The organism is Desulfofustis glycolicus DSM 9705, assembly GCF_900130015.1.
GTDB classification, from domain to species: domain Bacteria; phylum Desulfobacterota; class Desulfobulbia; order Desulfobulbales; family Desulfocapsaceae; genus Desulfofustis; species Desulfofustis glycolicus.
Genome location: NZ_FQXS01000018.1, coordinates 40,844 through 61,959 on the forward strand (window position 1 = coordinate 40,844; position 21,116 = coordinate 61,959).

General features: G+C 58.6%; 21 protein-coding genes. 9 read left to right on the forward strand and 12 right to left on the reverse strand.

All coding sequences use genetic code 11. The annotated features are described in order from the left end of the window. Positions 1-19: 19 nt before the first annotated feature. Both resB and BUC26_RS14290 read right to left on the reverse strand, forming a co-directional pair. A complete protein-coding gene (gene resB / locus BUC26_RS14285; RefSeq protein WP_073377171.1) occupies positions 20-1,345 on the reverse strand; it encodes a cytochrome c biogenesis protein ResB in 1,326 nt (441 codons plus the stop codon). A gap of 166 nt (positions 1,346-1,511) precedes the next feature. Further along, positions 1,512-2,441 carry a radical SAM protein gene (locus BUC26_RS14290; RefSeq protein ID WP_161949865.1) on the reverse strand — a complete coding sequence of 310 codons (930 nt, stop codon included), beginning with the start codon at positions 2,439-2,441 and terminating at the stop codon, positions 1,512-1,514. Between the two features lie 296 nt (positions 2,442-2,737). Between BUC26_RS14290 and rpmB the strand changes: the two genes are divergently transcribed. Beyond that, positions 2,738-2,935 (forward strand): 50S ribosomal protein L28, encoded by a 198-nt coding sequence (gene rpmB / locus BUC26_RS14295; RefSeq protein ID WP_073377175.1) that lies wholly within the window; start codon positions 2,738-2,740, stop codon positions 2,933-2,935. Between the two features lie 93 nt (positions 2,936-3,028). Further along, entirely contained in the window at positions 3,029-3,283 is a 255-nt protein-coding gene (locus BUC26_RS14300) for a hypothetical protein (RefSeq protein WP_073377177.1), read from the forward strand. Between the two features lie 75 nt (positions 3,284-3,358). On the opposite strand, the gene BUC26_RS14305 is transcribed toward BUC26_RS14300, so the two are convergent. Next, positions 3,359-4,288 carry a hypothetical protein gene (locus BUC26_RS14305; RefSeq protein ID WP_073377179.1) on the reverse strand — a complete coding sequence of 310 codons (930 nt, stop codon included), beginning with the start codon at positions 4,286-4,288 and terminating at the stop codon, positions 3,359-3,361. 200 nt (positions 4,289-4,488) lie between these two features. Then, on the reverse strand, positions 4,489-5,064 hold the full coding sequence (locus BUC26_RS14310; protein ID WP_073377181.1) for a glycine zipper 2TM domain-containing protein: 576 nt from the start codon (positions 5,062-5,064) through the stop codon (positions 4,489-4,491). Positions 5,065-5,225: 161 nt separating this feature from the next. On the opposite strand from BUC26_RS14310, the gene BUC26_RS14315 reads away from it, so the two are divergent. After that, the gene (locus BUC26_RS14315) at positions 5,226-5,837 is read left to right on the forward strand and encodes a MarC family protein (protein ID WP_073377183.1); all 612 of its coding nucleotides are present in this window, start codon (positions 5,226-5,228) and stop codon (positions 5,835-5,837) included. On the opposite strand, the gene BUC26_RS14320 is transcribed toward BUC26_RS14315, so the two are convergent. Together BUC26_RS14320 and BUC26_RS14325 are read right to left on the reverse strand one after the other, a co-directional pair. Further along, positions 5,821-6,228 (reverse strand): hypothetical protein, encoded by a 408-nt coding sequence (locus BUC26_RS14320; RefSeq protein WP_073377185.1) that lies wholly within the window; start codon positions 6,226-6,228, stop codon positions 5,821-5,823. The genes BUC26_RS14315 and BUC26_RS14320 overlap by 17 nt on opposite strands. 40 nt (positions 6,229-6,268) lie before the next feature. After that, positions 6,269-7,228, reverse strand: a complete 960-nt coding sequence (locus tag BUC26_RS14325; RefSeq protein ID WP_073377187.1) for a helix-turn-helix transcriptional regulator — start codon at positions 7,226-7,228, stop codon at positions 6,269-6,271. Positions 7,229-7,468: 240 nt separating this feature from the next. Here BUC26_RS14325 and BUC26_RS14330 point away from each other — a divergent pair, with 240 nt between their 5' ends. Then, positions 7,469-7,678 carry a hypothetical protein gene (locus BUC26_RS14330; RefSeq protein ID WP_073377189.1) on the forward strand — a complete coding sequence of 70 codons (210 nt, stop codon included), beginning with the start codon at positions 7,469-7,471 and terminating at the stop codon, positions 7,676-7,678. Here the strand turns inward: BUC26_RS14330 and BUC26_RS14335 are convergent, their stop codons facing one another. After that, positions 7,679-9,691, reverse strand: coding sequence for a ribonuclease catalytic domain-containing protein (locus BUC26_RS14335; protein ID WP_073377285.1), 2,013 nt, complete (start codon positions 9,689-9,691; stop codon positions 7,679-7,681). Positions 9,692-9,881: 190 nt separating this feature from the next. Between BUC26_RS14335 and era the strand changes: the two genes are divergently transcribed. Further along, the gene (gene era / locus BUC26_RS14340) at positions 9,882-10,799 is read left to right on the forward strand and encodes a GTPase Era (protein ID WP_073377191.1); all 918 of its coding nucleotides are present in this window, start codon (positions 9,882-9,884) and stop codon (positions 10,797-10,799) included. A gap of 21 nt (positions 10,800-10,820) precedes the next feature. On the opposite strand, the gene BUC26_RS14345 is transcribed toward era, so the two are convergent. The 5 genes from BUC26_RS14345 to ftsE form a co-directional block, all read right to left on the reverse strand. Next, positions 10,821-11,186 (reverse strand): DnaJ family domain-containing protein, encoded by a 366-nt coding sequence (locus BUC26_RS14345; RefSeq protein ID WP_073377192.1) that lies wholly within the window; start codon positions 11,184-11,186, stop codon positions 10,821-10,823. A gap of 8 nt (positions 11,187-11,194) precedes the next feature. Further along, positions 11,195-12,526 carry a S41 family peptidase gene (locus BUC26_RS14350; RefSeq protein ID WP_073377194.1) on the reverse strand — a complete coding sequence of 444 codons (1,332 nt, stop codon included), beginning with the start codon at positions 12,524-12,526 and terminating at the stop codon, positions 11,195-11,197. A 42-nt stretch (positions 12,527-12,568) separates the two neighbouring features. Continuing rightward, positions 12,569-13,822 carry a murein hydrolase activator EnvC family protein gene (locus BUC26_RS14355; protein ID WP_073377195.1) on the reverse strand — a complete coding sequence of 418 codons (1,254 nt, stop codon included), beginning with the start codon at positions 13,820-13,822 and terminating at the stop codon, positions 12,569-12,571. Between the two features lie 141 nt (positions 13,823-13,963). Next, on the reverse strand, positions 13,964-14,851 hold the full coding sequence (locus BUC26_RS14360) for a cell division protein FtsX (RefSeq protein WP_073377197.1): 888 nt from the start codon (positions 14,849-14,851) through the stop codon (positions 13,964-13,966). Continuing rightward, positions 14,848-15,543, reverse strand: coding sequence for a cell division ATP-binding protein FtsE (gene ftsE / locus BUC26_RS14365; protein ID WP_244155858.1), 696 nt, complete (start codon positions 15,541-15,543; stop codon positions 14,848-14,850). The genes BUC26_RS14360 and ftsE overlap by 4 nt, the downstream gene beginning before the upstream one ends. 289 nt (positions 15,544-15,832) lie before the next feature. Between ftsE and ileS the strand changes: the two genes are divergently transcribed. The 4 genes from ileS to bioB are packed head-to-tail and all read left to right on the forward strand — an operon-like array spanning position 15,833 to position 21,114. Further along, positions 15,833-18,661 (forward strand): isoleucine--tRNA ligase, encoded by a 2,829-nt coding sequence (ileS, locus tag BUC26_RS14370; protein ID WP_073377199.1) that lies wholly within the window; start codon positions 15,833-15,835, stop codon positions 18,659-18,661. Positions 18,662-18,663: 2 nt separating this feature from the next. Beyond that, positions 18,664-19,152 (forward strand): signal peptidase II, encoded by a 489-nt coding sequence (gene lspA, locus BUC26_RS14375; protein WP_244155859.1) that lies wholly within the window; start codon positions 18,664-18,666, stop codon positions 19,150-19,152. After that, positions 19,149-20,102, forward strand: a complete 954-nt coding sequence (locus tag BUC26_RS14380; RefSeq protein WP_073377203.1) for an ACP S-malonyltransferase — start codon at positions 19,149-19,151, stop codon at positions 20,100-20,102. The genes lspA and BUC26_RS14380 overlap by 4 nt, the downstream gene beginning before the upstream one ends. A 28-nt stretch (positions 20,103-20,130) precedes the next feature. Then, positions 20,131-21,114: a biotin synthase BioB gene (gene bioB, locus BUC26_RS23760; RefSeq protein WP_244155860.1), complete on the forward strand. Its 984-nt coding sequence runs from the start codon at positions 20,131-20,133 to the stop codon at positions 21,112-21,114. Positions 21,115-21,116: the final 2 nt, after the last annotated feature.

Consider the following 21,116-nt stretch of genomic DNA (forward strand, 5'->3'; position numbering starts at 1 on the left):
TGTCGGACGTCCATGGTATCTAGTCGTGCTGTTCCGTTCGGAGCAACTGCTCGAGTTCTTCCATGGTTCGGGTAAAACCGGGTCGGTTTTTGTTGGCCGATCCGGCCAGCAGTACGGTTGCGCCGTTATCGGCGGCGGAAACGAGAACCCAGAGACGCCGGTGCGAGGTGAAAAAGGCGATGTAAAGACCGATTAACATCAGCGAGCAGCCGGCATAGACCCACCAGACTCCGGGATCTTTGGCCACCTGCAGGCCGGTGGTGTACATCTGCCGGGCACCGACCAGATAATTCCGCTCGCCCAGTTGAACTTCGGCGGTGTCGGTTTTATCCAACCAGACGGTTACCGGGGCGCTCTGATCGTCACTGATCCAGAGCTTACTGCTGACGACGGATTGCCCCATGGCTCTGGCGTTGATGACCCCGAACCGCAGACCTTCTTCCGGCCACCGCTCCTGCTTCTGGAACTCGACGATAAACGATTCGCGCAGATCGGCGGCGGTGTTTTCAATGGTGATCAGAAAGTCTTGAAACGATTGATAGCTGGATTGATAGAAGGTAATTCCCCGATAGGTAAGCGGGTCGTTTACCCGAATTTCACGGGTCAGGATTTCCTTGCCGTCTTCGATAATGGTTAGGCTGGAGACATAGTCTTTCGGGGCTCCGTTGGGATAGAAATCGACAAGAAAGCTGTTGCAGCGTACCGTGAAACCGAGGTTTTCGAAGGACTGGCTGCCGAACAGCGCAACACGGTCACGCTGCATGGTCTCCGGGATCACCATGCTTCCTTTGAAGCCACCGATGGCGCCGATGACGCCTCCAAGGAAAATGACCAGGATCGAGGCGTGGACGATGTATACGCCGGTCCGTGTCCATGCCCCTTTCTGACAGAACAGTAGGGTGTGGTCGGGTTGATCTTTCCGTGCCGGTTTCCAGCCATCATCGCGCAACAGGTCGGTGAGTCGGTTGGCGGTGGCGGATATGCCGGTGGCCACCTGCCAGCTGGTGCTGGTCGGCAGCGTCGCCAATCGATCGGTCGGACGGGCCAGGCCGTCGGCGGTGATCTGCTTCCAGGCCGCCGGAAACCGGTCGAGACTGCAAATGATCAGGTTGAAGCAGAGCAAGGCGAGCAGACTGACGAACCACCAGCTGCTGTACATGTCCGGGATATCCAGCACATGAAAGAGCCGAGCCAGCTGATCGCCGTACTCGCCGGCATAGAAGGCAAATGGTTTCTTCTGCGGGATAAGGGTGCCGATGATCGAGGTGACAGCGAGCAGAGAGATGGTGACCAGGGCCAGCTTGACCGAGGCGAAAAATTGCCAGATAGCGTTATGTTTTTGCATTGAATGGGGAAAGTGGGTAGTTAGGGGCAGCGGCAGTTTCGTTCGGTATCGAAAAACGCAGCGGTTGACTACGACAAATGACGACCTGCTGAACCGCGAACACGAATCTGCACTTAACCAGTTTTCGTCCCGATTGGAAAGCAGATTCTTAAATAGAAAGTAAATTTCAAATCCGAGACCGATGTTCTGCGCAGCAGGCACGGCGTTGCTCTTCGGGCAACGCGAGAAACGATCTCACTTCCCGGCGCATCTCATCGAGGTCGGAGGCCAGAGAACCGTGCACCTGGACGACGTTGTTGGCATGATCACAGGTCAGATAGGTTGGCGACGGGCGTAACCGTTCGAGCAGCAGAGCTAGTTCATGGACGGTACCTTCGGCACTCTGCGGGGTGAACGAGCCGTCATCGACCTGTTGCAGGAGCGGGCAGCCGGATCGGCCGGCAACGGGATCGGATTCGTACAGCCAGAGTCGCCTGATCCTGACGAAAGCCGGCTGTAACTCGTTGATCAACTCGGCCGTGGCGATCATATGTTCACGCCAGCGCTCGGTCCCACCGAGCCCGAGCAGGACGTAAAATGATTGCTCGATACCGGCGGCCGCCAGCCAGCCGGATACCTCGCGCACCATGGCCGGTGATTGTCCTTTACGTTGGAACCGCAGGACTTCCTCGTCGCCTGATTCGAGGCCGAGGTGAACTCTGGTCAGTCCTCGAGCGGCCAATTCCGCAATGGTCTGCCGGCCGAGTTTTCTGAGTGTCGAGACCCGGGCATAACTGGTTACTTTCTTGACCGGAAAGCGATCATAGAGCATATCGATGACCCGGCCGATCAACTCGCTGCCGCCATGAAGCGGATCGGCGTCACCGAGGAAAAAATCCTCCGCCTGGGGCCGGCGAGCGCGCATGATCTCGATATCCTCGGCTATTTCCTCGAACCGGCGGATCGAGAAAGACGATTGGCCGAGGTGCGGGTAGATGCCGCAGAAGCGGCAGCGATTCCAGTTGCAGCCCCGGGTAACGCGAATCAGCGTGCTCTGCCACTCGCTCGGAGGACGGATGACCGGCTGCTCGAGCGGTCTGTTGGGTTTTCTGCTCATCGGTGGGGTGATTTTTGTAAGGGTTATTGAGAAAACGGCAGCAAACGCCGGTCGGCGTCGAAGGAGCATCGATTAGGCCGGAGCGGAGCAGTGCCGTGGTCGGGTGCGATTCTCAGGATTATTCTAATCCTTCCCGGTCAAAGAGCAACCGGGGATAAAAATCTTGAAAAAGATTGATAGACGAGGTAAAAGAACTCTTTTGGGCTTTTTCGCCTTGGCAGATGACAAACCAACGTCACGCCGTCAGCACGTCAATCGGTCTGATGGTGGCGACAGGAGATATCAGGAGATCGATCATGGCTAAAGTATGTGAAATTTGCGGCAAAGGGCCGGTTACCGGCAACAATGTTTCCCATGCCAACAACAAGACCCGACGGCGTTGGCTGCCGAACCTGAAGCGAGTGCGCATGGTGACCGATAACGGCGGCGTTCGTCGAACCCGCGTGTGTACCCGTTGCATTCGTTCCGGTGCCGTTGTCAAACCCGCTGTCTGAACGATGAATGATTGCCGTCGCCGGTTCTGCATCGGGTGATGGCGGCGGAGTACCGGTGATAATGGTTGTTTTTTCGAATCAGTGAGGGCATCGATGTCTGACGAAGCCATGGAATTTCTCTCCTACGCTGAGGCCTTGAAAATCGTGGCCGCCATTCAGGAGGAGGAAGATATCCACGACAAGAACCGCCGGGTCCTGACGGTCTACAACTACGATGACCGGGAACTCTGCTGGTTCGATTTCGACGAAGTAATGGCAGCGGTTGGTGAGGTGCCGGCCGGCGAGCGAAAACAATCCGTTCAGGATTACATCCTGAAACACATTCCTACCTGGGCCTTGGACATCTGAGCCGATCCCGCCCATCTCCGGCATCGGTTTGCCCGCCAGCTTTCCGGTGCACTGCGGTGCACTGCCTCTACCGCGTTACGCCTGCTCTTTTTCGTCTTTCTTCTCGATAGCCATTCTGCTGCTTCTGCCCATCGCGGCGGGCAGCACCGGCGGTTGCCCGGTGCCGTACCATGGCCCGGAAAACAGTGATTTAATCAATACGATCAGCAGCCAGAGCGTGGTGATCGGGATAACGATCACCTGCAGGATGAAAAGTGACACGTACAAGGTGGTCAATACCAGGAGCGCGTTGACGATGTCGTCGCCGCTTTCGGCGATGCGCCGGTACAGGTCACGGGCGCCTTCCATCTTTTCCCGGGCCGATATGGTAAATGAAGAGATGATCCCGCTTCCCTCCGGGCTGTCGAAACCGCCGATGACCTGTTGCTCGGCGGAAAGTGCGGAAAGCTGCGCCTTGGCGGCGACCATGTCGTCTTTGAGCAGGGATTGGTAGAGGGTATCGCTGACCAGTGAAGAGAGCGGCAGCAGCAGGCGCAACGCGATCAGCACGGCCCCGAATTTCAAGAGTAGTTCAGTCAAGGGGATGCGCCGGCCGTCTCTCAGCCAGAGCGGGATAATGAGCAGCAAGGCGACGAGCGCCAGCAGAACCGGCGGCGCCTGCTGACCGATTTCCATGATCAGTTTCTGCAGACCGAGGGAGACGAGTGCGGTGACCATGACCAGAGACAGACGCTCGGTCAGGTCGTCGATTGGGTCGAGAATCTGGCCGGCGGCGATGCTCAGGCCAACTCCGGCCGGAGAAATCTCCAGCGCCGATTCCTTGAGCACCGAGACAACAGCATTGACGCCGCGCACCGTTGCATAGGCCAGCGCCGCATCGGTGGTCGTATCACGGAAATAGCGGTCGGCCCGATCGTCAAGGTAGGGAATGGCGCGGTCGACCGCTCCGGAGAACAGCAGGGCGGCCAGACAGAGCACCCCGGTGAGCAGTAGTTTCCTGGCCATGGTGTTCCGCGGTGGAAGGTGAACGTGCGTAAATCATACAACACCGTCGGAGAGATGGCAACGGCGGCAAAACGGCGGCAAGACGGCGGCCGGGCGAACACCGCGGCGAGACGATGCCGCTCCCGTCGTGCCCTCGGTCGGGCCCAACGGGAGCGGTTGGGGGTGGCTGCAAGGAAGGTCTTCAGGACGGCCGCAGCTGTCTAGAACCGTCGTCCGCCGACCCAATGCTGGTTGCTGCGGTGTTTCCCGCGGTCGCGGCGCATTTTCACCTGCCCGGCCGGTTCGGAAACCAGTTCCCAGCCGTTTTCGGTACGGCAGACCGTGCCGTAGATCTTTTTTGCCCTGCCGTTTACCGTTCCGAGGATTTCCGCTTCACGGCACGGCGGTCCCTGCGTGTAACGATCTGTGGCACCCGGGTAGTAGTGATGATTCTCGGTGACGTATTTGTTTTGGTAGACCACCCGCCGCTGCGGCGGGTAATGTTTGACGACCCGCTGCTGCCGGTGAATGACCGGCTGCTGTGAGTGGTAGACGACCTGGCGGTGATAGCCGCCGCTCTTGTCGATCTCGTTGCCGATCACATAGCCGAGCAGGCTGCCGACGGCCGTGCCGATCAGCGTCGCCTCGGTGTTTCGGCCGATGGCCTGGCCGGCGATGGCCCCGCCGCCGGCGCCGAAGATCAGGCCGTTGATGCCGTTGTTGTGATCTGCCCGGGCGCTCAGTGAGCCGGTAAGGGATACCATCAGGATGGTTGCTCCGAGAATAAGTTTTTTCATGACCGTCCTCCGTTGTTGGTTTTTCTACGGTTGGTGCTGCTGTTGTCTTTGATGTAAGCTGTTTTTGGAGGAAACGGTAGCGGACATGGGGCGATGTCGGGCCCGACATCGCCCGGCATCGGGCGTTTTTGGCGCTTTTGGCGTTGGTTGAGAGAGGAGCGATGGATATTTTTCTGCAGGCCCTGATTTCCTATATGGTTATTGTCGACCCGGTCGGTGTCGCCCTGGTCTTTCATGCCCTGGCCGGTGACCGATCCGGGACCTATCGAAGGACCATGGCCTTCCGGGCCGTGCTGATCTCCTGTGGATTGGTGATATTTTTCGGCTTTTTCGGCCAGTGGTTGTTGGGCAAACTCGGCATTTCTCTCGATTCGTTCAAGATCGCCGGCGGTTTGTTGCTCTTCTACACGTCTTTCAGCATGGTGGTCGGCGCCGAATCGGTCGAGCAGCGCGATGACGCTGAAGTGCAGAGCGACATATCGGTGTTTCCGCTGTCCATCCCGCTATTGGCCGGCCCCGGCTGTCTGACTCTGACGGTGCTGCTGTTCACCGGAGACGTTGGCGGGGTGGGAGATTATCTCTTTTTGCTGGCTGCGGTCGCGGTTGTCTTCGGCCTGTCGCTGTTTTGTCTGTTGGCGGCCGGTTCGGTCTCGCGAGTCCTGGGGGAAACGGGCAATAGTATCATGAAGCGGCTGCTCGGCGTGCTGCTCGCCGCGCTGTCGATTCAGTTCATTGCCGATGGGGTGCGGGGATTGCTTACTGCTGCGCTGTGATTTCGATCAGCGTGCCGGAGCCGGGCTGGCGGTACCGGATCAGGGCCGTGCAATCCGACAGGCGCACCGCCTGGTTGGCGACCAGTCGCACCTGCACGGTACCCGGTCCGGTGTTCTTGAGCAGCCACCTGACACTTCCTTTCTTCCGTTCGATTTTAGCGGGCTTCGGCTGGCCGGCGGTAACCGCTACGCCGCGTGGCAGGAACACCTCGACGATCAGGTTGCTCGGGGCCGGCCGGGACAGCGAAATCTCGACAATGACGCTATTCGGTTGATCCTGGAAGAGCCGGGCGGAGACACCGTCGGCATGTCCGGAGGTGGCCAGCAGAAAGAGCAGCGCCAGCAGGAAACAGCCGGCGGCAGCAGAGGGGTATCGTCTGGATGTCTTCATAACAATGCTCGGTGGTTGGTGAGATAATGGCATCGATCCTTTACTCCCGTACGGCAAAACGCTGCTGCTGGGCCTGCCAGACATAGCCGTCGCCCAGCCAGATATCCTCGATCAACTCCATATCGATGCCGATCGGTTGATCGCTGCCAGCCAGGTCGTAGACCGCCAGGATTTCCTCGTCGCTGATGCGGTTGTCCCGGTTGCTGTCCGCCCAGTGATGAACCCCGGAAGTACTCTGCCGGTCACCATCGACGGTGATCTCCGCGGTGGCGTTGTCCGGGCCTTTGACAAAGCCGTCCAGGTGCAGCGTCCCCTGGTAGGAGAGTTCGCTGCGCAGCGTATAGGCAAAGGTCGTCGTACCGCGCACCTTGGTCAGCCATTTGATCGAGTTGTCTTTCTTGTCCTGTCCGGAAATCGGGGGCAGGGCGGTGACGACGTGCAGACCCGGAGGAATGGCCTCCTTCAGGATGATGGAGCGGGGCTCGTCCGCCGGCGCATCGACCTTCAGGAAGACCGGAAACGGCTGCCCGGCAACGAAATGGGGCGGCGCTATACGGCGGACGCTGATTTCAAGCGGCCGGTTCTGGCCTCGTCCCATGAAGAAGAGTGCCAGGGCTGCGCCGGACAGGAGCAGTGCGGTGATTATCAGTGCCGTTTTGATTGCCCTGGTGGGGCGGGGCGCAGCTCCGGTTGCGGCCGGAGTCGTCACCTGCTCGGGCCCGTCGTCGGCCATCGACGTGGCTGCCGGTTCGGGCGGCTCGGGTGGCGTCTCCGGCGAGTCCGGTTCGGGGGCCTCATCCCGGTCGAGGAGTTCTCCAAGGTCCACCTCGAGAGAGGCCGCCAGTTTCAGAGCGTTTTCTTTCTTGATCGTCGGATAGCGTTTGTTCTCCCAGCGGGAGACGGTATCGGTGGTTACGTCGACTGAGGTGGCGATGTAGAGTTGGGTGAGGCCCTTGCTCTCGCGGAGGGCGCGGACTCTACCCCCGTCGATCTTGACCATTTCCGGGCCGCCTGGATAGCTTGTCTCGTTCACTGGTTGTCGCTGACCGGTTGATGTTTTTTCTTTATCATAGCAGATGTCGCAAGGTTTGCCATCTGCACCGGTACGGCAAACCACCCGATGTCGCCATCTTTTTTGGTCGATGTTGGCCGATGTCGCCTGTTCCCGGGTCGATGGAGCGGCTATGGTTTCGAAAAAGGGCGGACATCGGGTCCGGCCGCAGATCGAAAGGAGAACGAGATGAAACGAATTATTGCAATTATGGCAATGGTGATGATGGTGGCCGGCGGTGCGACGGCGGTTTCGGCGGCGAGCGCCCGCTGCGTCGTCGTCACAGCCGAAGACAAGGAGCTGGTGCTCGAGTGCGAGAGCGGCACCGACGATTTTCAGCCGGGCCAGGAGGTAAAGCTCAGGGTGGAGCGGGTTCGGGCGGCGATTGAGGGGTGCTGATTACCAGTCGAAGCGGAAACTGTTATCGAGCGGGTCGACCTTGACCGGCCTGACCATGACGCGGTTGCCCGGTTCGGGCAGCGGCGTCCGGGTGGGGGGCAGATCAATGTCCATCAGGATATCGGTGAGCAGCAGGTTGACCCGCTTCGGTCCTGTTTCGATGACCAGCGCTTCCATGTAGGTGTCTATATGGTCTTCCAGATATTTCAGGAGCCAGTAGCGATGTCGCTGTTGTTTGACGCTGTTGGCGGCGGCCAGGGTACGGGCGATCACCGAGGTGAAGTCCTTGCACATTTCTTCGGTAAAACAGACGCTGCGCCGGCGAATCAGGTGGTTGATCTGGTGCTGCATGACCAGGTCGAGCAGCCGTCTGATCGGTGACGTGACCGTGGTATAGAAACCGACGCCCAGGCCGCTGTGCGGCCTGGCTTCGGTGGTCAGCTCGCTGCGCGGCAGATGTTTGCGTTGCAGTGTGTTGAGGAACAGGTCGTCGTCGTCGCCCTGCACGAATCGTTTGGTGATTCGGCCTTGCGAACGGAACAGTCCGGGCGCCATGCGATCGGAGACGAAGCGGGCAGCCTCGGTGTTGGCCAGGATCATCATCTCGGAGATGATGGTGCGCGCCGGAGTGTCGGTCTTTCCCAGCGATACGTGCACCTTGCCCTGGTTGTCGATGTAGATGTTGACGTCGGGAAAGGGAAGCAGCAGTGCTCCTGCGGCAAAACGACGCTGGCGCAATTTCTGGCGCAGTATGTTGAAGATGCGCAATTCCGGATCAGAGTCGATCATCTGGTCGGCATTTTCGTACGTCAGCCGCCGGGCGACCCGGATAATGGAGGGCACGATCTGCACCTTGAGCACTTCTGCCTCCGGCGAGAGCAGGATCAGGTGCGAAAAGGCCGCCCGCGTCTCGTCCTGGATCAGGCTGCAGACCCCCTGCGACAGGTGTCTCGGCAGCATCGGTACCTGCCCTTCCGGAAAGTAGAGAGAGGTGCCCCGATTGAGGGCCTCCTGGAAGAGCGGATCGCCGGGCCGGACATAATGGGCGACATCGGAGATATGGACGCCGACCAGGTAATTGCCGTTTTGTTCCTGGATGCTGAGCGCATCGTCGAAATCCAGGGTGGTGGCGCCGTCGATGGTGAAGGTGGCCAGATCGGTAAGATCGACGCGGGCCGGATCGTTGAACAATGAATCGCTGCCATACTGAAGGATGGCCTCCGCCCGCTGTCGCACCTCGGTACTGAACGAGATGGACAGATTGGCGCGGAGCAGGGGCAGGTTGACATTGCGTGTCCAGATGCCGGCTTTGACCAGCAGGTGGAACGGATCGTGAGGTTTGTTGAAGCCGGCCTCCTTGAGAATGGACCGGACCAGATCGGCCTGGTCGGCATCGGAGCCGTGCAGGTAATAGTTCTGCAGCAGGGTGAGAATTTCGTCCTGCTGTTCGGTGAACGGTGCGGCCGCCTGCTCCAGCCGGTCGATGCGGCGCAGCAGTTCGGCGCCGTCGAGGATGACAGTTTTTTTCCAGGCCTCTTTTTCCAGCTGATTGCGCAGCTGTTGCACTTTTTCCGGACTGTGGACCTGAATCCTGCCTTCCCGGTATTTGAAGAACAGCTTGTCCTTGAACACCGAACGGAGAAAGGCGGAGATCCTGTCGTCGTCGGCAACGCGGCCGAACATCAGCTCGGTCAGGAAACGCGGGTCGAAGGTGTCCGTGGCCTCCGTGCAGGCCAGTTCCCAGAGCATTTCCAGATCGATGTCCTGCATCAACAGGTGCCGTTTTTCGGTCGTATCCTGTAGCAGTCTGATCAACGATTCCCGGTCGGAGACGGCCGGCGGCGAAGTCTGTGAACAGTGAACGATACGCGATACCGGCAGGTTCAGTTCGCGGCCGTTCTGGTTGAGCAGGCGGACGCGTTTGGGTTGGCTTTCGGTGACATAGCCACAGATAAATCTGCCGTTGTCGAGATATTCGATGAGTTTGCCGGAACTGATATGTGTGAAAGACATGTACGCCTTGATTGTCTGTTGCCGGACGGCGGTACGGCCGTTCGGAGGGCCTGTTGCCGGGATAATTGCATTGTCTGGGCCGAAACAGGGCCGATTTTTAGATTCGAACAGAGAAATATAGTGTATTTTTGCCATTTCTCCACGGTATAATCTCAGCAAACCGATAAATTCCACCTCCACGGTATAAAATATGGATGCTTTCCCCGCTGAAACGGTGAGTTCCGGGATGGTTGCCCTGGTCGGTCCCCCCAACGCCGGAAAATCGACCCTGCTCAACACCATGCTCGGCCAGAAGATCTCCATCGTCACGCCGAAGCCGCAGACCACCAGGAACCGCATTGTCGGGGTTCTCAACGGGCCGGACTACCAGATCGTTTTCCTCGATACGCCGGGGTTGCATCGGAGTTCCGGGCTCCTCAACCAGGAGATGGTAAAGATTGCGATGGACAGCCTGAAGGGGATGGATGCGGTGTTGTTCATGGTAGATGCATCCCGGCCGCTAACGAAGGCGGACAGGCCCGAGAAAGGCCATCAGTATCTCGATTATTTCAACGAGATTGACTGCCCGGCCCTGCTGCTGCTCAACAAGATCGATCTGATCGATCGCCGTCAGGTGCTGCCGCTGATCGATTCCTATGCCGCGCTCTATCCGTTCCGGGCGATTATGCCGGTTTCAGCACTGCGCGGGGAGGGGGTGCCGGAGATAATCGATCAATTGTTGACGGTGCTGCCCCGCGGCATCCGTTATTTCCCGGAAGACAGCCTGACTGATGCCAGTGAGCGGTTCCTTGCCGCAGAGATCATCCGGGAAAAGGTATTTCTGCTGACCGGCCAGGAAATTCCCTATTCTTCGGCGGTGATGATCGAGTCCTTCAAAGAGGACGACGAACGGAACAGCGTCACCATCCATGCCACCATCTACCTGGAACGTCCTTCGCAGAAACCGATCGTCATCGGCAAAGGGGGAGCCAAGCTCAAACAGATCGGCATTGCCGCCCGGAAAGACATCGAAGAGCTTATCGGCCGGCACGTGATGCTCAAGCTGTGGATCAAAATCAAGAAACACTGGACCCGGGACGAGAGGTTCCTGAAAGAACTCGGGTTTTGACGGCGGGTCAAGGACGGCGGACTAAAATTTCTCGACAATTTTGCGGTAATACTCGTCGTTATGATCGATCCTGGTCGGCCGGTCCCGGCAGCGGTCGATCTTCATCAGCAGTACGTTGAGTTTCTTCATCTGTACCAGCCGTTGATGGGCGTCTTCGGTCTTGGCGATCAGATCCTCGAGGCGATGCGCTTCCTTGCGCATCTCCACTTCCGGTGGCAGGTAGCCGCTGTTTTTCAGGATTTTGTAAGCCATTTTCAGATCGGCAGGGACGAACGGCTCGGTATCCATGGGCAGCGGTCGTCCGTGCCAGCCTTCCGTCCGCAGGGTTCCTTCTTCGATGGCCTGGCTGATCCGCTGTTCAGCGATAAGGGCAATGGCGTTGTACATGGGCTGTCTTATTCCCTCGTTTGCTGCCGGTTGAAGGAGGCGTAGAGAATCAGGCTCTTCAAAATGTTGTAGGCCTCGCGCAACTGGTTGTCGTTTTCAACCCGGCTCCGCATCTCGTCGGAAAATTCGGGAGTGTCTTCGGTCGGCTTGTCGCTCTGGTTGAAAAAATGGTTTTCCAGATCCTCTTCGCGCACTGCCGGTGCCGAAGATTCCCCGGTCTCATCCGTGCTGCCGTTTGCCAGTTCGATGGCGATGTCGGGCAGGATGCCGGTGGCTTGAATGGAGCGGCCGCTGGGCGTGTAGTAACGGGCGGTGGTCATTCGCAGGCCGGCGCCGTCGGCCAGTGGAACGATGGTCTGTACCGATCCCTTGCCAAAGGTTTTGCTGCCGACGATAACCCCGCGCTTATGGTCCTGAACGGCGCCGGCGACGATTTCCGATGCACTGGCCGATCCTTCGTTGACGAGGACCACCAGCGGGTAGAATGATTCGGTACGTTCGTCGCGATGCGCTTCATAGGTGAGATCGAGTTCCTTATTCCGGCCCCGGGTATAGACGATCAGCCCTTCGGCGAGAAAGAGGTCGGCGACGTTGACGGCCTGATCGAGCAGCCCGCCGGGGTTATTGCGCAGATCGAGGATCAGGCCGCGCAGGGGCTCGGCTTTTCTCAGCTCGGCGAGGTGCTCGCGAACCTCCTTGGTGGTATTGCGCTGGAAATTGGAGATGCGCAGATAGCCGAGGCCCGGCTTGATGGCAAAGGAGCGGACCGACTGCAGCGGAATAGTATCCCTGCTCAGCGTAAAATCCTTCAGTTCCTGCCAGCCTTCACGGAAAATGGAGATCGTCACTTCGCTGCCTTTCGGGCCGCGCAGCAGCTTGACCGCATCGAAGGGTGACTTACCCTTGGTAAAATCGCCGTTGATTTTGATGATCTTATCGTTGGCCTTGATGCCCGCCTTGGCGGCCGGTGTGTCCTCGATCGGGGCGATGACAGTGATGACACCGTCTTTAAGCGTGATCTCGATGCCGATACCGGTAAAGGCGCCGCTCGTCTCTTCCTGAAATTCCCGATAATGTTCCGGCTTCAGGTAGGAGGAGTGGGGGTCGAGGGAGAGCAGCAAACCGTCGATGGCCCCTTCGATAACCTCCTTGGTGTCTATCTCTTCGACGTAGTGTTCCTGCAGGATGCTCAGGATGGCGGCGAAGGTTTCCAGGTGTTGATACGTATCCTGTTGCTGCTTTTCGCTGATTTCAGCTTCGGCGATGGCCGGTGCCGGGATGGTGAGTAGCAGGGTCAGGAGGAGGAGACGGCAACAGGTGAACAAGCGACGTTGAAACATTATTTTCTGTGGGTTATCGGCGCCCGGGAACAGCGCGGCCGCCTAAGGTTTTTTCGATATTCGGGATGGGTCGAGCCAGTCTGACGGATCGAGGTTTTTCGAACCGTGCCTGATTTCGAAATAGAGTCCTTCATTTATTAAGGTTGCGGTCTCGCCCATGATGGCGATTTCCGTTCGTTCATCGACCCGCTGCCCTTTTTCGATCAGGATTCTTTCGACCCGTGAGGTGATAGAATAATACTGATAACCGTGATTCACAATAACCGTGTTGCCATAACCGCGGAGATAGCCGGCAAACATGACTTCTCCTTCGTGGATGGCACGAACCATGGTGCCCGTTGGTGCCTCAATGGCGATGCCGTTGCTCAGCGAGGTGATGCCAAGTCGGTTGGTGCTGTGCTCTTTGAAGCGGGTAATGATCGTGCCGTCGACCGGCGGCGGCAGCTTGCCCTTGTTGCGGAGAAAGCTCTGGTCGAGAAAATCTTCTTTTTTCTCGAGAACTTGCAGCGAAGATGAGAGGGACGCGCTGGCCTGCTGCATTTCCTCGATGGCTTGCTGGTGGAGTTTTTGCTGGGTCCTGATGCGGACCAGCAGGGCTTCCTTCTCCTGCCTGATATCGTCCAGTTTTTCCCGTTCCCTGGCATTTTGGGCGATAAACTCCTGGAGCAGACCCTCTTCAAGTTCCAGGGTCTCGATGGCAGCCTCCAACTCGTTGATAGTATGGCGGAAGGTGGCGATCACATCGCGGTCGTACCTGATCAGGGTCTGGAAGGAGTCGTGAAAGCGCATCAACTCGGGCAGGGTTTGGGCAGAGAAGGTAACGTTGATGAAGCCGATGCTGCCCATCTTGTAGTAGGCCTGAATCCGTTTCATCAGGTGGTCCTGCACCGCCTGTTTCTCGCTGCGGGTTCGCTGCAGTTCCCGTTCCTTGACCAGCAGCAGTTCGCGCTGCGCCTTCATTCTTGCTTCCAGTACATCGAGCTTTTCCAGCTGTTCGCCGAGGCGCAGGTCGATATTCTGCAACTCGGCAAGCAGGTCGCGTTCCTGCTGGCGGGTCCGGGTGATCTGTTCCTGTTGTTTTTTGATCCCTTCCTGGAGGCGCCTGATGTTGATCCGGTAAGTCTTGATTCCTTTGGCGACCTCTTCTTTCTTTTGCTGGCGCACTTCGGGAGAGTCGGCGGCGCCGGCATCGGTAGCCGGCAGGAGCACGGCGACAAGCAGGACAAAGCCTGCAGCGGCAAACAGTCTACGCGCGGTGCCTACAAGGGAACCTTGAAAAATTGCCGTTTCGCTCAATCTCGTCGTTGCGCAATCAAATTTTATCCTCGGAATATCATGTATATGCCTGCGGTAAAATTCTCTTGCGCGCCTCAATCTTGAGAGAAATCCCAATTTTTTCAAGCTCCCCTCAAGACGTCCCATGACCATTGTTCCGGCTCAGATGCGCAGGAATTTCTGCATCGAAAGATAACTGCCGACGGTGCACAACAATACGGATATGAAAATGATGGTTGCGACGGTCGGGCCCTGGAAAAATGAGAATTCGAAAATGGTGAGGATGCCCGGACCGGAAAACCTGAGCTTGATCCAATGAAAGAGTGTGTAGAGCGAGATGATTCCGACCGTTGAGCCGAGGATACCCTGCAGAACCCCCTCGATCAGAAACGGAGTTCTGATATAGTTGTTGGTGGCGCCGACCAGCCTGAGCAGTTCAAGTTCCGCCTGCCGGCCGAGGATAGTCAGGCGGATCGTGTAGGAAACCATGAAGACCGTGGTCATGATCAGCAGGCCGCCGCTGAGCAGCACGACGATGGACAGGAGCCGGGTGAAATAGTAGAACCGTTCGATCCAGTCCTGGCCGTACTGGACCTTCAGGGTTCCGGGCAAACGGGCGAGATAATCGGAAAACAGTTTGACCTGGCTGAGGCTGCGCAGGTTCTTCAGCGGTACCACTTCGATGGAGGCCGGCAGGAAGTCACGCGGCATGTCGTCGAGCACATCGCGGTCGTTGCCGAGCTGGTCGGCAAAGCGCTGATACGCTTCGGCTTTGGAGATAAAACGAATTTGCTCGACCTCGTCAAAGGCGAGAATCTTGCGCCGGAGCTGCTCCTGCATTTCCGGCCCCGGCTCTTCCTCCAGGTAGACGATGAGCCGCAGGTCGTCGCCGAGCTTGTCGCCGACCCCGAGCATATTCATATAGACCAGATAGAAAAAGGCGAAGATCAATACCGACAGGCTGACGGTGAGCAGCGTCATGAACTGGGAAGGCCAGGTTTGCCTGAGGTTTCGGGCGACCTGGCGAAGCACGGCGAGCCAGAAACTCATTGCGGTAGTCCCTCTCGGATCAAGTGCAGTTTGCCGCTACGCAACTCCATGATGCGATGCTGGGTGTCGCGGTAAATTGAATCGTCGTGGGTGGCGATTATCACCGTGGCCCCGGAGTGGTTGCACTTGGTCAGCAGGTCCATGACCCGCCTGGTCGTTGTCGCGTCCAGGTTGCCGGTCGGCTCGTCGACGAGGATCAGGGTCGGCGAATTGGCTACCGCTCGGGCCAGGGCGACGCGTTGTTGTTCGCCGCGAGACAGCTCGCCGGTGATGGCATCGTGCTTATCGGCCAGGGCCAGCCGGTCGAGCAGATCTCTGACCCGCTTTTTGATATGTTGCGGCTTTTTGTAAGAGACCTCCATCGAGATGGCGATATTCTCGGCTACGGTACGATCGGTCAGGAGTTTGAAGTCCTGGTAGGCGACGCCGATCTTCTGGCGCATCCTGGCCAGTGTCTTGCCGCGCAATTTCTGGATATCTCGACCGGCGATCTCGATCAGCCCGTTGGTCGGAGTTTCCATGTTGCACAGCAGCTTGAGAAAGGTGGTCTTGCCGGCGCCGCTCATGCCGATAAGAAAGAACATCTCCCCCTGGGCGATCGACACGGACACGTCGGAAAGCGCCCTGATATCGGGTTGATATATTTTGCTCACCTTGATCATTTCGATCATGGCGCCATTGCTTTCGCTCATGGATCACGCACGGGGAGAAGGGGCAGTTGTCTGTCGGGTCGAATTTCTTTAATAATCTTCTACTATTTAATAGGCTTGGCGGCCGGTGTCAATTTTAAAGCGACGCAATGCCTGGAAAGCACAGCGGCTGCCGCCCGGTCGGCGGGGAGGGGCCGGGGGACAAGACTTTCTGCTTGCAACTTGCCCTGTTGGTGTTATTGTACTTGGTTTCGAATAAATTCGGCCACTATTCCAGTGGTTGTCGACCTGCTTGGCGGGTCTTCCGCGAGCGAGGAAAAAGGAGAGAATCATGGACTACAGGGCGACGCTGAATTTGCCCGAAACTTCATTCAAGATGAAGGCCAACCTGACCCAGAACGAACCGCTGATGTTGAAGCGCTGGGATGCGGAAAACCTCTATCAGCGAATCCAGGAGAGAAGCGTTGGGCGGCCCCTCTTCGTCCTGCATGACGGCCCCCCGTATGCCAACGGCAATATCCATCTCGGTACCGCGTTCAACAAGATCCTCAAGGACATCATCCTTCGCTCCAAACGGATGGCCGGTTTCAATGCGCCTTATATTCCCGGCTGGGATTGTCACGGTCTGCCGATCGAACATAACGTCGACAAAGAATTGGGCGACAAGAAAAAGACCATTCCCACCCTGTCCAAACGCCGCGCCTGCCGGAGTTACGCGGAAAAGTGGATCAAGACCCAGAAAAAAGAGTTCAAGCGTCTCGGAGTACTCGGCGACTGGGAGCGGCCGTATCTGACCATGAGTTACGATTACGAGGCCACCATCGCCCGGGAATTCAATAAATTTCTTCTCTCAGGGGCGGTGGTCAGAAGCAAGAAACCGGTCTACTGGTGCTCGACCTGTGTCACTGCGCTGGCCGAGGCCGAGGTTGAATATCACCAGCACACGTCACCGTCCATTTACGTGAAGTTTGCCATCGATGCCGGCCTCGGCGATATCGATGAGAAGCTGGCCGGGACGCCGACTTTTATCGTCATTTGGACCACGACGCCGTGGACCTTGCCGGCCAACCTGGCCGTGGCCCTGCATCCCGACTTCGAATACGCCGCCGTCCGGGTTGGCGACGAGCTGCTGGTCTTGGCCAAAGAACTGGTACCCCGGGTCATGGACGAGTGGGGCGTGAGCGACTGGACGATCGAGAGCACCTTTGCCGCCGGCCCGCTGGAGAAGCGAACTTGTCGCCACCCCTTCATGAATCGCGACTCGCTGCTGGTGCTGGCCGATTACGTGACGCTCGAGGCCGGTACCGGCTGTGTGCATACCGCTCCCGGACACGGCACCGACGACTATCAGACCGGCCTGCGCTACGGGCTCGATATCCTCTCGCCGTTGGACGATGACGGTTATTACACCGCCGAGGCCGGCGTTTACGAAGGACTCCGCGTTCCCGAAGTGAATGACCGGATCAACGGAGATCTGGTCGAATCCGGGCATCTGCTCCACCAGGCGGCGATTACCCACAGCTACCCGCATTGCTGGCGCTGCAAGCAGCCGGTCATCTATCGGGCGACGCCGCAGTGGTTTATTTCCATGGAGCATGACGACCTGCGTCGTAAATCCCTGGAACAGATCCGTCAGGTGGTTTGGACGCCGGGGTGGGGGATGCAGCGCATCTACTCGATGATCGAAAACCGGCCCGATTGGTGTTTGTCGCGGCAGCGCGCCTGGGGCGTGCCGATCACGGTGATCAGTTGCCGGGATTGCGGCGCGGTGATCAACGACGAGACGATCGCCGGCACGATCGACGAGTTATTTCTGCAGGAAGGCGCCGATGCCTGGTTCAGCCACGGTGTGGACGATTTCCTGCCGGCCGATAAAACGTGTCCGTCCTGCGGGTCCGTGGAATTTCGTCAGGAGACCGATATTCTCGATGTCTGGTTCGATTCCGGGGTCAGCCATGCCGCGGTCTGCGAACGGCGCGAAGAATTGACCTCGCCGGCCGATCTCTATCTGGAGGGCAGTGATCAGCATAGAGGTTGGTTTCACAGTGCTCTGCTGACGTCGGTCGGCACCAGGGGCCGGGCTCCGTATAAAGGGGTGCTGACCCACGGCTACGTAGTCGACGGACAGGGCAAGAAAATGTCCAAATCGGTTGGTAACGTCGTGGCGCCGCAGGAGGTGATCGAGCAGTATGGTGCCGAGATCTTGCGTTTGTGGGTTGCCAGTGAAGACTATCGTGACGACGTCAAGGTGTCCGACGGCATCCTTCGTCAGGTAACCGAGTCGTATCGCAAGATCCGCAACACCATTCGCTATATGCTCGGCAATCTCGCCGATTTTCAGCCGGATCGGGACGCGGTACCGCTGGAGCAGCTCGATGAGCTGGACCGTTGGGCTCTGGCCAGGTTCGAGGAAGTCAAGGAGAAGATTGTCGCCGCCTACGAACGCTACGAGTTCCACGGGGTCTATCATGGACTCAACTATTTCTGCGGCATGACCATGAGCGCCTTTTACCTCGATATCATCAAGGACCGCCTCTACGTCTCCGGCACCGACTCGCCGCTGCGGCGCGGCGCCCAGACCGTGCTCCGGGAGATCACCGAGGGGCTGCTGCAGTTGATGGCGCCGATACTCTGCTTCACCGCTGCCGAGGCTTGGGATGCGCTGCACGGCCGCGATCGGCAGGACGATCTGGCCGGCAGCATCTTCTTTACCGATTTTCCGGCCGGCAACCGGCGCAATCATTTGGACGAAGCGACCGAGCAGCGCTGGAAGCGGCTGGCCCGGATTCGCGCCGATATTACCCGGGCACTGGAAAAGGCGCGGGCCGGCAAGATTATCGGTCATTCGCTGGAGGCCGAAGTACTCGTCGCCGGTGAAGGAGAACTTGCCGCATTTCTTGCCGACCAATGGCAAACGCTGAAAGAGATCACCATCGTTTCCGCGCTGCGGCTTGTCGGCCCCCAGGAACTGGCCGGGCTTGATGCAACGACCGGAGAAGAGGTCGAGGGCCTGCGGGTGGCCGTCGGCCCGGCACCGGGTGAAAAGTGCGAGCGTTGCTGGATCAGATCGACCAGCGTCGGGACCTCCGCCGGTCATCCGACCATCTGTGATAGGTGCCTGAACGTGATCGGCACGATGAACCTGCATGAGCAGTCATAACGGTGCGGCTCTATTTTCTGATCTTTGTTGTCATCCTTGCCGGTGACCAGCTGAGCAAGTTCATTATTGTCGCCAATCTGCCTCTCTATGACGTGCGCGAGGTGATTCCCGGCCTGTTCAATCTGGTCCACGTGACCAATAAGGGGGCGGCTTTTTCGCTGTTCGCATCGATCGACTCGCCGCTACGACACTACTTTTTTGTCGGTGTCAACAGCCTGGCGGTAATCGGTTTGACGGTTGCCGCCTGGAAAATCGGCGGCGACCTGAAGCGTCTCTACCGCATCTCGTTTGGCCTGATCGCTGCCGGGGCACTCGGTAACCTGATCGATCGGTTGCGCCACGGCGCCGTCACCGATTTTCTTGATTTTTATCTCGGCAGTTATCACTGGCCGGCCTTTAACGTCGCGGATTCCGCGATCTGTGTCGGGGTCGGGGTGATGGTTCTGGCCAATATCCTCGACATCCGCAACGAGAAAAGGAGAAGGCAATGAAACTTGGAGTACTCTTTCCCGGCCAGGGCTCGCAATTCGTCGGGATGGGCCGGGAGTTCATCGACAGACTGCCCGAGTGCGCGACGATCATGGCAACGGCCGAGGCGGTCTGCGACTTTCCGTTGCGCCGCCTCTGTCTTGACGGGCCGCTGGAGGAGTTGACCCGGGCAGCGGTCCTGCAGCCGGCCATCACCGTCACCAACCTGATGTGTTTGCAGGCTCTGCAGATGCGGCTGCCCCCTGAGCTGCCGATTTCCTGCTGCGCCGGCCACAGCCTCGGTGAATTTTCGGCCCTCTGTGCGGCCGGGGTGATCTCGGTTGAAGATGCGGTCCGGCTCGTCGAGCGCCGCGGTTTTTTCATGGAGCGGGAAGGGCTGAAACATCCCGGCGGCATGCGCGCCGTCCTCGGCCTCTCCATCGACGTGGTCGAAGCGGCAGTGGCTGCGTATCAGGGCGAAGGGAGTGTTACGGTGGCCAACTACAATACCCCGCAACAGATCGTCGTCGCCGGTAGCGAGGATGGCCTGGACGTGGTTTGCGCAGCGCTGGCCGACAAGGGTGCCAAGGTGATCGCGCTCAACGTCAGCGTCGCCAATCACTCCCCGCTGGTGGCCGGAGCGGTGCCCGATTTTGCCGCATATCTCGAAACCGTCACCTTCAATCGTCCGCAGCTGCCGGTCTTTTTCAATGTTACCGGCCAACCGGTCGATGACCCGGCGGCTATCAAAGAGATCATGGCTCGGCAGATCATCTCCCGGGTGCGTTGGTGCGAGAGTATCATTGCTATGATCGACGACGGTGTCGACACCTTTATCGAAGTCGGGCCGAAAAATGTCCTCAAGGGGATGATGCGCAAGATCGTTCCGAAGGGGCAGCGGGTTACCGCACTGCAATTCGACAGTCCGGACGGCCTGGACGAATGTTTGCAAAAACTTGGTATCAATGGCTGACAAGGAATCCCGGAGCGGTCTTCGACCGGTGAGCGATCGGCACCTGCGGGAGTTGGTAGCGCGAATTATTGGTGGCGAACAGCTGTCCCTGGAAGAGGCCCTGGAATTGGCCGACAAGACCGGTCCGGAAGAGCTCTGGGCGGCCGCCGACGAGCTGCGTCGCAGGGTCCATGGCGATCGCTTCGATTATTGCTCGATCATCAACGCCCGGTCCGGTAAGTGCTCGGAAAACTGCCGATTCTGCGCCCAGTCGTCGCGCTATCAAACGGCCATCGAGACCTATGACCGGGTGGACTATCAGGAGGTGCGGCGGCAGGCCCTGGAGAACGAGAGCCACGGGGTGGAGCGATTTTCCCTGGTCACCGCCGGCCGCGAGGTGGCAGCCGCAGATCTCGACGCCTTCGCCACCATGTACGAGCGGCTCGGAGAGGAAACCGGACTCTCCCTCTGCGCCTCGATGGGCTTTCTCACCCCGGAAAAGGCCCGGCGGCTTGTCGACGCCGGAGTCAGGCGGTATCATTGTAATCTGGAGACCTGTCGCAGTTTCTTTGCCGAAGTGTGTACGACGCACAGCTGGCAGGATAAGGTCGAAACCATCAAGATCGCCCGGCAGGCCGGCATGGATATCTGTTCCGGCGGCATTATCGGCCTGGGAGAGAGTTTTCGGCAGCGGTTGGAATTGGCGGTCGAGCTGCGGGATCTCGGTGTACTGTCGATCCCGATCAACATCCTCACCCCGATTCCCGGCACGCCGCTGGCCGAGCGGCCGGAATTGACGATTGAGGACGTGCTCACCGCCATCGCCCTGTTCCGGCTGACCAACCCCGCCGCGGTGATCAGGCTGGCCGGCGGGCGAGCCCGGTTCGGCGTCGGGCAGTATCGGTTTTTCCTGGCCGGCGCCAACGGGGCCATTGTCGGCAACTATCTGACCACCGCCGGCAACAGCATTGCTGAGGATATCGGTATGATCGAGTCTCTCGGATACCGGCCGATGGCCTGTAATAAGGAGTAAGT